Annotated in this window: 7 protein-coding genes; 2 read left to right on the forward strand and 5 right to left on the reverse strand. The window is 75.0% G+C overall.

Annotated elements, in window-relative coordinates; translation table 11 throughout:
* The coding region (locus EAD98_RS23175) for a DUF3153 domain-containing protein (protein WP_199723509.1) at positions 1–783 on the reverse strand (783 nt) is incomplete at its 3' end.
* A gap of 179 nt (positions 784–962) precedes the next feature.
* Here EAD98_RS23175 and EAD98_RS23180 point away from each other — a divergent pair.
* Positions 963–1,385 (forward strand): NUDIX domain-containing protein, encoded by a 423-nt coding sequence (locus tag EAD98_RS23180; RefSeq protein ID WP_121656123.1) that lies wholly within the window; start codon positions 963–965, stop codon positions 1,383–1,385.
* Between the two features lie 19 nt (positions 1,386–1,404).
* Here the strand turns inward: EAD98_RS23180 and EAD98_RS23185 are convergent, their stop codons facing one another.
* Together EAD98_RS23185 and EAD98_RS23190 are read right to left on the reverse strand one after the other, a co-directional pair.
* On the reverse strand, positions 1,405–2,568 hold the full coding sequence (locus EAD98_RS23185) for an FAD-dependent oxidoreductase (protein WP_121656127.1): 1,164 nt from the start codon (positions 2,566–2,568) through the stop codon (positions 1,405–1,407).
* Between the two features lie 44 nt (positions 2,569–2,612).
* Positions 2,613–3,551, reverse strand: coding sequence for an AraC family transcriptional regulator (locus tag EAD98_RS23190; RefSeq protein WP_121656128.1), 939 nt, complete (start codon positions 3,549–3,551; stop codon positions 2,613–2,615).
* A gap of 68 nt (positions 3,552–3,619) precedes the next feature.
* Between EAD98_RS23190 and EAD98_RS23195 the strand changes: the two genes are divergently transcribed.
* Positions 3,620–4,741, forward strand: coding sequence for an aromatic acid exporter family protein (locus EAD98_RS23195; RefSeq protein ID WP_121656124.1), 1,122 nt, complete (start codon positions 3,620–3,622; stop codon positions 4,739–4,741).
* A 20-nt stretch (positions 4,742–4,761) separates the two neighbouring features.
* Here the strand turns inward: EAD98_RS23195 and EAD98_RS23200 are convergent, their stop codons facing one another.
* Complete coding sequence (locus EAD98_RS23200) at positions 4,762–5,463, reverse strand: alpha/beta hydrolase (RefSeq protein WP_233583933.1); 702 nt, start codon at positions 5,461–5,463, stop codon at positions 4,762–4,764.
* A 77-nt stretch (positions 5,464–5,540) separates the two neighbouring features.
* Positions 5,541–6,530: a LacI family DNA-binding transcriptional regulator gene (locus EAD98_RS23205; RefSeq protein WP_121656125.1), complete on the reverse strand. Its 990-nt coding sequence runs from the start codon at positions 6,528–6,530 to the stop codon at positions 5,541–5,543.
* Positions 6,531–6,695: the final 165 nt, after the last annotated feature.

A 6,695-nucleotide genomic window follows, 5' to 3' on the forward strand; every position in this document is an offset into this window, starting at 1 on the left:
GCCGGCGGGGGGGCCGGGCGAGGTCGGGCCCGGTGCGGCGGGCGCCGTCGGGCGGCGGCGACGCAGCAGGAGTACGCCCACAGCGGCGAGCAGCAGCAGGAGGAGCAGCCCGCCGACGATCGGCAGCCAGGGAAACCCGCCTTCGCCGGCGGCGGCGACCGGTGAGGCCGACGGTCGGGGCGGCGCCTCGGCGACGGCCCGCAGCTCGGTCGGCTTGTCCTGGTTGGAGTCCACCTTCCAACTGACCGACCGGCCGTTGACGGTGCCATTGGAGTCGATCACCCGCCCGGGAAACGTCACCGAGATCTCGAACGACATCAGTTTGAGAAAAGCCTGTTGCTGTTGCGGATTCTGCTCGGCCATTTTTCCGCCGTATTTGGCCGGGTCCAGCGGCAACGTGAAGCGGTAGAAATCGCCGTCCCGGACCAGTTTGACGCTCTCGCTGTCGAAGGTCGCCAGCGGCGCCTTGCGGTAACTGATCTGGGTGCCGAACAGTTTGTCGTCGTCGTAGCCGGTCTCCTCGCCGGGCGGCAGCGCGGGAATGTTCTGCCGCAGCTCCGCGAACGCCGCTGGGATGTTCTTGTTCCGCGAGGTCAGCAGGGACTTCTGGGCGGTCAGCAGCAGCTGCCCGTCGACCGTGTCGTCGGCGTTGACGGTCAGCCCCATGTTGAGCTGCATGCAGCCGCTCAGAACGGCGAGAAGGAGGAGACACACCGCGACGCGGAGTGCCTTACCGCGGTTGACTCTCCTGTTCATGGAATCAGTGTGTGTGATCGCTTTCACACGGACAGTCAGCGATCGGTCACAACGCAGTCGCCGATCTTACCGGCGTGCTGTCACGTTCGGCTGAAGCCGACGCCGACGCAAATGACTACTCTGGAGTCTTGGGCCCGGCGCGGTTTTTCACGCGGATCGGCGCTACATCTGGTCGCGGTGTCACAGGCCCGTCCTAGGCTCGGGAAATGATCGTGATCGCGTGCGTGCTGCTGGTGGACCCCGATGGACGACTGTTGCTGCAACTACGCGACGGCAACGCCCGCTACCACCCCAACGTGTGGGGGTTGCCCGGTGGGCACGCCGAGGTGGGGGAGACGCCGGAGCAGACCGCCGAGCGGGAGCTGTTGGAGGAGACCGGCCTGCGCGCCGACGGCCCGCTGCGCCCCTTCGCGGTGCAGTCGTTGCCGGAGCTGGAGCGGGTCAAGCACTACTTCATCGGCCACACCCGGGCGCGGCAGGAGGACGTGGTCCTCGGCGAAGGCGCGGCGATGGTGTTCGTACCCCGCGACGAGGTGCTCGACGGCCGCCCCTACACACCGGGCACCGTTGAGGTGCTCACCCGGTTCCTCGCCGCACCCGAGTACGCGGGCACGGCCGCCGCCGGCTGAAACGAGCGCCGGGACCGGTTCAGCCCGCCGGAGGCCGCCAGTCGGCGTAGCGGGCCATCCCCCGAAGTGCCGCCCGGGCCGGGGTGAGCCGCAAGGCGGCGTCCCGCACCGCAACGGCGAGGGGATTACGGAGCTGCTGGCCGTACCGGCCGGCGCGAAAGGCGGCGCGGGCGATGGCCTGGCTGCGGGGGCGACGCTGCCGGTCGTACTCCGCCAGGGCGGCCGGAAGCGCGTCGACGCCGTCTCCGCAGACCGCACCGAGCACCACCGCGTCCTCGATGGCCTGGCCGGCGCCCTGCCCGAGGTTGGGCGTCATCGCGTGCGCGGCGTCGCCGAGCAGGGCCACGTGCCCCCGCACGTACGAGGGCAGCGGGGTGGCCAGGTGGTGGATGTCGTTGCGCAGCACGACCCCCGGTGGGGTCGCCGCCAGCAGCTCCGGGATGGGGGCGTGCCAGTCGCCGAAGCGCTCCCGGACGGCCGCCAGCTCGTCCGGGGCGTGGCCGCCCGGCGGGGTGGTGAGCGCGGCGTACCAGTAGACCTGACCGCCGCCGAGCGGCACCATGCCGAACTCGGCGGCCGGGCCCCAGCTGATGGCCGCCGGCACCGCGTCGCCGAACGCGATGGCGGCCCGCCACGCCGTCGAGCCCGCGTACTCCGGGGCGGGGATCTGCGGCCAGAGCTGGGCGCGCAGCCGGCTGCGCAGGCCGTCGGCGCCGACCACCAGGTCGGCGGTGAGCGTCCGCGGGCCGTCGGGCCCCCGGTAGCGGACCTCGGCGCGCTCCGGGCCGGGCTCGACGTGCTCCACCTCGGCCCGGGTCCGCAGCGCCGAGGCCGGCAGCGCCTCGCGCAGGATGCGGTGCAGGGTGGCCCGGTGTACGCCGAGCGCCGTCGTGCCCAGCTGGCGGGTCATCTCCGCCCCGTCCACCCTGGACAGCCACCGGCCGTGCCGGTCGCGGATCCCGCCGGGCGCCTCGGCGTGCTCGCCACGACGCACGGCCGGGCCGAGACCCAGCGCGTCCAGCGCGTGCAGGGCGTTCGCCATCAGGGTCAACCCGGCGCCGACCTCGCGCAGCTCGGCGGCCCGCTCCAGGACGGTGACCCGCCATCCGCGCCGGTGCAGGGCGAGCGCCGCGCTCAGCCCGCCGATCCCGGCGCCGACCACCACCGCGTGCGGCTCGTCCATGTCGACCACCATCGCACACCGGCGGGAGCTGAGCCCGCCGGCGATCAGTCGGCGGTGGCGCCGACCCGGTGCTGACTCGGGCTGATTCCGCGCACCCGACGGAACGCGGTGCTCAGCGCGTACGGGCTGGCGTAGCCGACCCGGCGGGCCACCGCTCCCAGCGTGGCGTCCGGCTCCCGCAGCAGATCCGCGGCGAGGGCCAGCCGCCACCCGGTCAGGTACGCCATCGGCGGCTCACCGACCAGCTCGGTGAACCGGCGGGCCAGCACCGGCCGGGAGACGCCCACCTCGGCGGCGAGCGCGGCGACCGTCCACGGTCGGGCCGGGTCGTTCTCCAGCAGACGCAGGGCCGGGCCGACCACCGGGTCGCCGGCCGCCCGGTACCAGCCCGGCGGCGCGTCCGGACGGCCGAACCAGGCGCGCAGCGCGCCGATCAGGAGCAGGTCCAGCAGTCGGTCCAGCACCGCCGCCTGGCCGGGCGCGTCCCGGGTCACCTCCTGCGCCAGCAGCGGGACCAGCGGGCTGCGCCACTCGTCGGCGGGCACCACCAGCAGCGGCGGCAGCGCGGTGAGCAGCCGCCGGCTCACCTCGCCGGGCAGCTGGTACGTGCCGGTCAGCAGCACGGTCGACCCGTGCGGGCCGGTGCCCCACGTGCGTACGCCCAGCGCCATCGACTCGGCCAGCGGCTCGCCGCGCAGGGTGGTGCAGCGCTGACCGGGGTGGATCACCACCTGCGGCGGGGTGGCCGGATCGTCGGCGACGAGGTAACCGTCCGGCCCGCGCAGCACCGCCACGTCCCCGGGGCGCAGGGCCGCCCTGGCGGCGTCGTCCGGCACGAGCCAGGCCGTGCCGCTGACCAGCGCCACGACGGTGAGCGGCGCCCGGTCCTCGATCCGCAGCGCGTACGGCGGGTCGAGCACCGAGCGGAGCAGGAAGGCGCCCCGGGCCCGGGGGCCGTCGAGCAGCCCGGTGAGGGGATCCATCGCGCGATGGTAGACGATCGCGATGGGCACTCACGGTGCCGGCGACCTGGTGCGGAAGGTGGACGAGGGTGCGGTTCAGGGGGCTGCGGGTCGCCGGTGACCGGCTGCGGCGGGACTGGCGGCCGGTGCTGGAGACGACCCTCGCGGCGACCGTGGCCTGGCTGCTCGCCACCCGGCTGGTCGGGCATCCGCAGCCCTTCTTCGCCCCGGCGGCGGCGCTCATCGTCCTCGGCCAGGCCCGGGGACAGCGGATCCGGCGGGCCGTCGAGGTCGTCCTCGGTGTCGCCGCCGGGGTGCTGGTCGCGGACCTGGTGGTGCAGGCGCTGGGCCCGGGCAGCACCTGGACGGTGTTCACCGTCATCCTGCTCACCGTCCTGCTCTCGGCGGCCCTCGGCGCCACCGGCGTGACGGTGGTGCAGGCCGCGGTCTCCGCGCTCTACCTGGTGGTGGTCGCGCCGCCGGACGGGTCGCTGGTGCCGTTCCGTTTCGTCGACGCGCTGATCGGCGGGGCCGTCGCGCTCGCCGTCAGCCTGCTGGTCGACGCCCGGCACCCGCTGGCCCCGCTGGTCGCCGACGTGCGGCGGACCTTCGACGAGCTGGCCGGACTGCTGGACGGGATCGCCGACGCGCTGGACCGCCGCGACGAGCCCGCCGCGGTCGCCGCGTTGAATCAGGCCCGGGGTATGGACGCCCGGGTCGACGGGTTGCGCGACGGGGTGCTCGCGGCCGGCGAGGCGCTGCGGCTCAACGTGCGCCGGCGCCGGCACATCGGCCGGCTGCGGTCGGTGGACGAGTCGATCCGGCAGATCGACTACGCGGTACGTAACGTCCGCGTGCTGGCCCGCGCCGGGGTGACGCTCAGCCGCCTGCAGTCCCCGGCGCCGCCCGAGCTGGGCACGGCGCTCCGTGCGCTGGCCGAGGCGGTCCGGCAGGCCGGTGCGGCTCTCGCCGCCGACCTGAACGGGCAGGACGAGACCGCGGACCGGCACGCCAACTCGGCGAACGAGGCGGCGCTGGCCGCCGTGCGCACCGCCGGACGGCTCTTCGGGCCGACCCAGACCCTCCCCCTCGCCATGATCATCGGCCAGGTCCGGGCCACGGCCATCGACCTGTTGCGCGGCGTCAACGCCGACGACGACGTCGCCGTGCTCACCCGGGTGGACGACGCCCTCGGCCTCCCCCCGGTCTGACCCGCACCGGGCGGTCGGGGTCAGCTGGTCAGCCAGGTGGTGGCGGACCGGCGTATCGGGGCGGGGATCTCGTGGCCGCCTTGGAACTCCTCGTAGGTGACGTCGTAGCCGAGGTCGTGCAGGTGCGGGACCAGCCGGCGGCTGCACATGTCGATCGGCAGGACACGGTCGTCCACCCCGTGCGAGACGAAGATCCGTGGCCGGCCGTTGGTGGTCGGCGGCGCGGCGAAACCGGGGGAGAAGGCCAGGACCGCGTCGACCAGGTCGCCGTTGGCCAGGCCCAGCGAGAGCGCGTACGAGGCGCCATCGGAGAACCCGCCGAACGTCACGTCGCGTACCGGGTAGCCGTCGAAGACGCTGTTCAGCAGCCCGTCGATGCGCCGTACGTCCACCCCGAAGCCGCCGGCGATCAGGTCCCAGCTGCTGGCGTCGGCCTGCGGGGCGACCAGCAGCAGGTGGTGCGCGTCCGCGACCGGCAGCAGCAGGTCGAGTCCCTGCCGCGCGGAGCCACCCGCCCCGTGCAGCAGCACCACCAGCCGGTACGCGGCGCCGTCGGCGGCGGGCTCCGGGGCGTACAGCATCGCCAGGAGCCCGCCGCCGGGAGCGCTCAACGGCACCAGGCCGGCGGGCGCCGGCGTCACCGGCGGGTGGGCGCGGGCGGTCAACCGGCCGGGTCCGGAGCCGATCGCCGGCTCCTGCCGCGGCGGCCTGAGTTCGGACACGGGTCACCGCTCCTCGCTGTCGGCGGGGTGTGCGCCGCGGTTACCCGGCCCGCCACGGGTTAACCGCCCGCGGCGGGTCAGGCGCTGTCGCGGGCCACCAGGGCGGACGGGAAGAGGGTGACCGGCGCGGTAGGGCGCCGGTCCAGCACCGCCGTGGCCGCGGCGGCGGCGATCCGGCCGACCGGGTGGCTCGCGGTGGTCAGCGCGGGGGCGGTCATCCCGGCCAGCGGGATGTCGTCGAAGCCGGCCACCGCGACGTCACCCGGAACCCGCACCCCGCCCTCGCGCAGCGCCGCGATGACCCCGAGCGCGGTCTCGTCGCTGATCGCGTAGACCGCGTCGAGGTCCGGCCAGCGCCGCAACGCCGCACCGGCCGCCGCCCGGCCGCTCGCCGCGGTGAAGTCCCCGGGCAGTACCCGCTCCGGCAGCCCCGCCTGGCGCATCAGCCGGCGGTACGCCTGCACCGGCCGCTGCGAGCAGGGCAGCCAGCGGGGCCCGGTCACCATGGCGATCCGGCGGCGACCGCTGGCGTACAGGTGACGCAGCACCTCGCCGGCGCCCGCGCCGTTGTCGACGTCGAACGACGGGACGGTGGCCGAGCCGATGCCGATCGAGGCGACCCGGCCGCGCAGCGACCGCGGTACGGCGTCCAGCAGCTCCTCGGTGGTGTTCACCAGCACCACCCCGCACACGCTGCCGTCCCCGGCGAGCTGGTCCAGGCTGTGCGGCTCGCCCAGCGGCAGCCAGTGCAGCGCCACCCCGATGGCGGCCGGTGCGCAGACCCGGGCCGCCGAGCCGACCACCCGGTGCACGTACGGGTCGTCCAGCACCGCCGCGCTGGGCCCGGCGACCGCGACCACCAGCCGTACGCCGCCGCCGCGGACCAGTGCCCGGGCGGCCGGGTTGGGCACGTAGCCGAGCTGGTCGGCGGCTGCCGCGACCCGCTCCCGGGCGGCCGGCGAGGCGAACCCGGTCCCGGCGATCACCCGCGAGGCCGTGGACCGGGACACCCCGGCGGCCCGTGCGACGTCCTCCAGCGTGGTCGGCCGGTGTGCGGCTGCCGTCATCGTTTCCTCCCCCCGACCGTCCGTCCCGCGGACGGACGCCTGCCCGGCATCATGCCCCGCCCGGGTGACCGGCGGTAAGGGGCGGCAGCCCGGTTGTGGTGGAAGCGCTCTCAGGTGTGCGATCGTGCCAGGAGATCACCCCGAGAAAGAGGACCTGCCCCCGTG

The organism is Micromonospora sp. CV4 (assembly GCF_003667455.1).
Lineage (GTDB): Bacteria > Actinomycetota > Actinomycetes > Mycobacteriales > Micromonosporaceae > Micromonospora.

Coding starts and splice junctions, on each gene's coding strand:
- EAD98_RS23180 (WP_121656123.1), top strand. CDS start 963: ATGATCGTGATCGCGTGCGTGCTGCTGGTGGACCCCGATGGACGACTG.
- EAD98_RS23185 (WP_121656127.1), bottom strand. CDS start 2,568: ATGGACGAGCCGCACGCGGTGGTGGTCGGCGCCGGGATCGGCGGGCTG.
- EAD98_RS23190 (WP_121656128.1), bottom strand. CDS start 3,551: ATGGATCCCCTCACCGGGCTGCTCGACGGCCCCCGGGCCCGGGGCGCC.
- EAD98_RS23205 (WP_121656125.1), bottom strand. CDS start 6,530: ATGACGGCAGCCGCACACCGGCCGACCACGCTGGAGGACGTCGCACGG.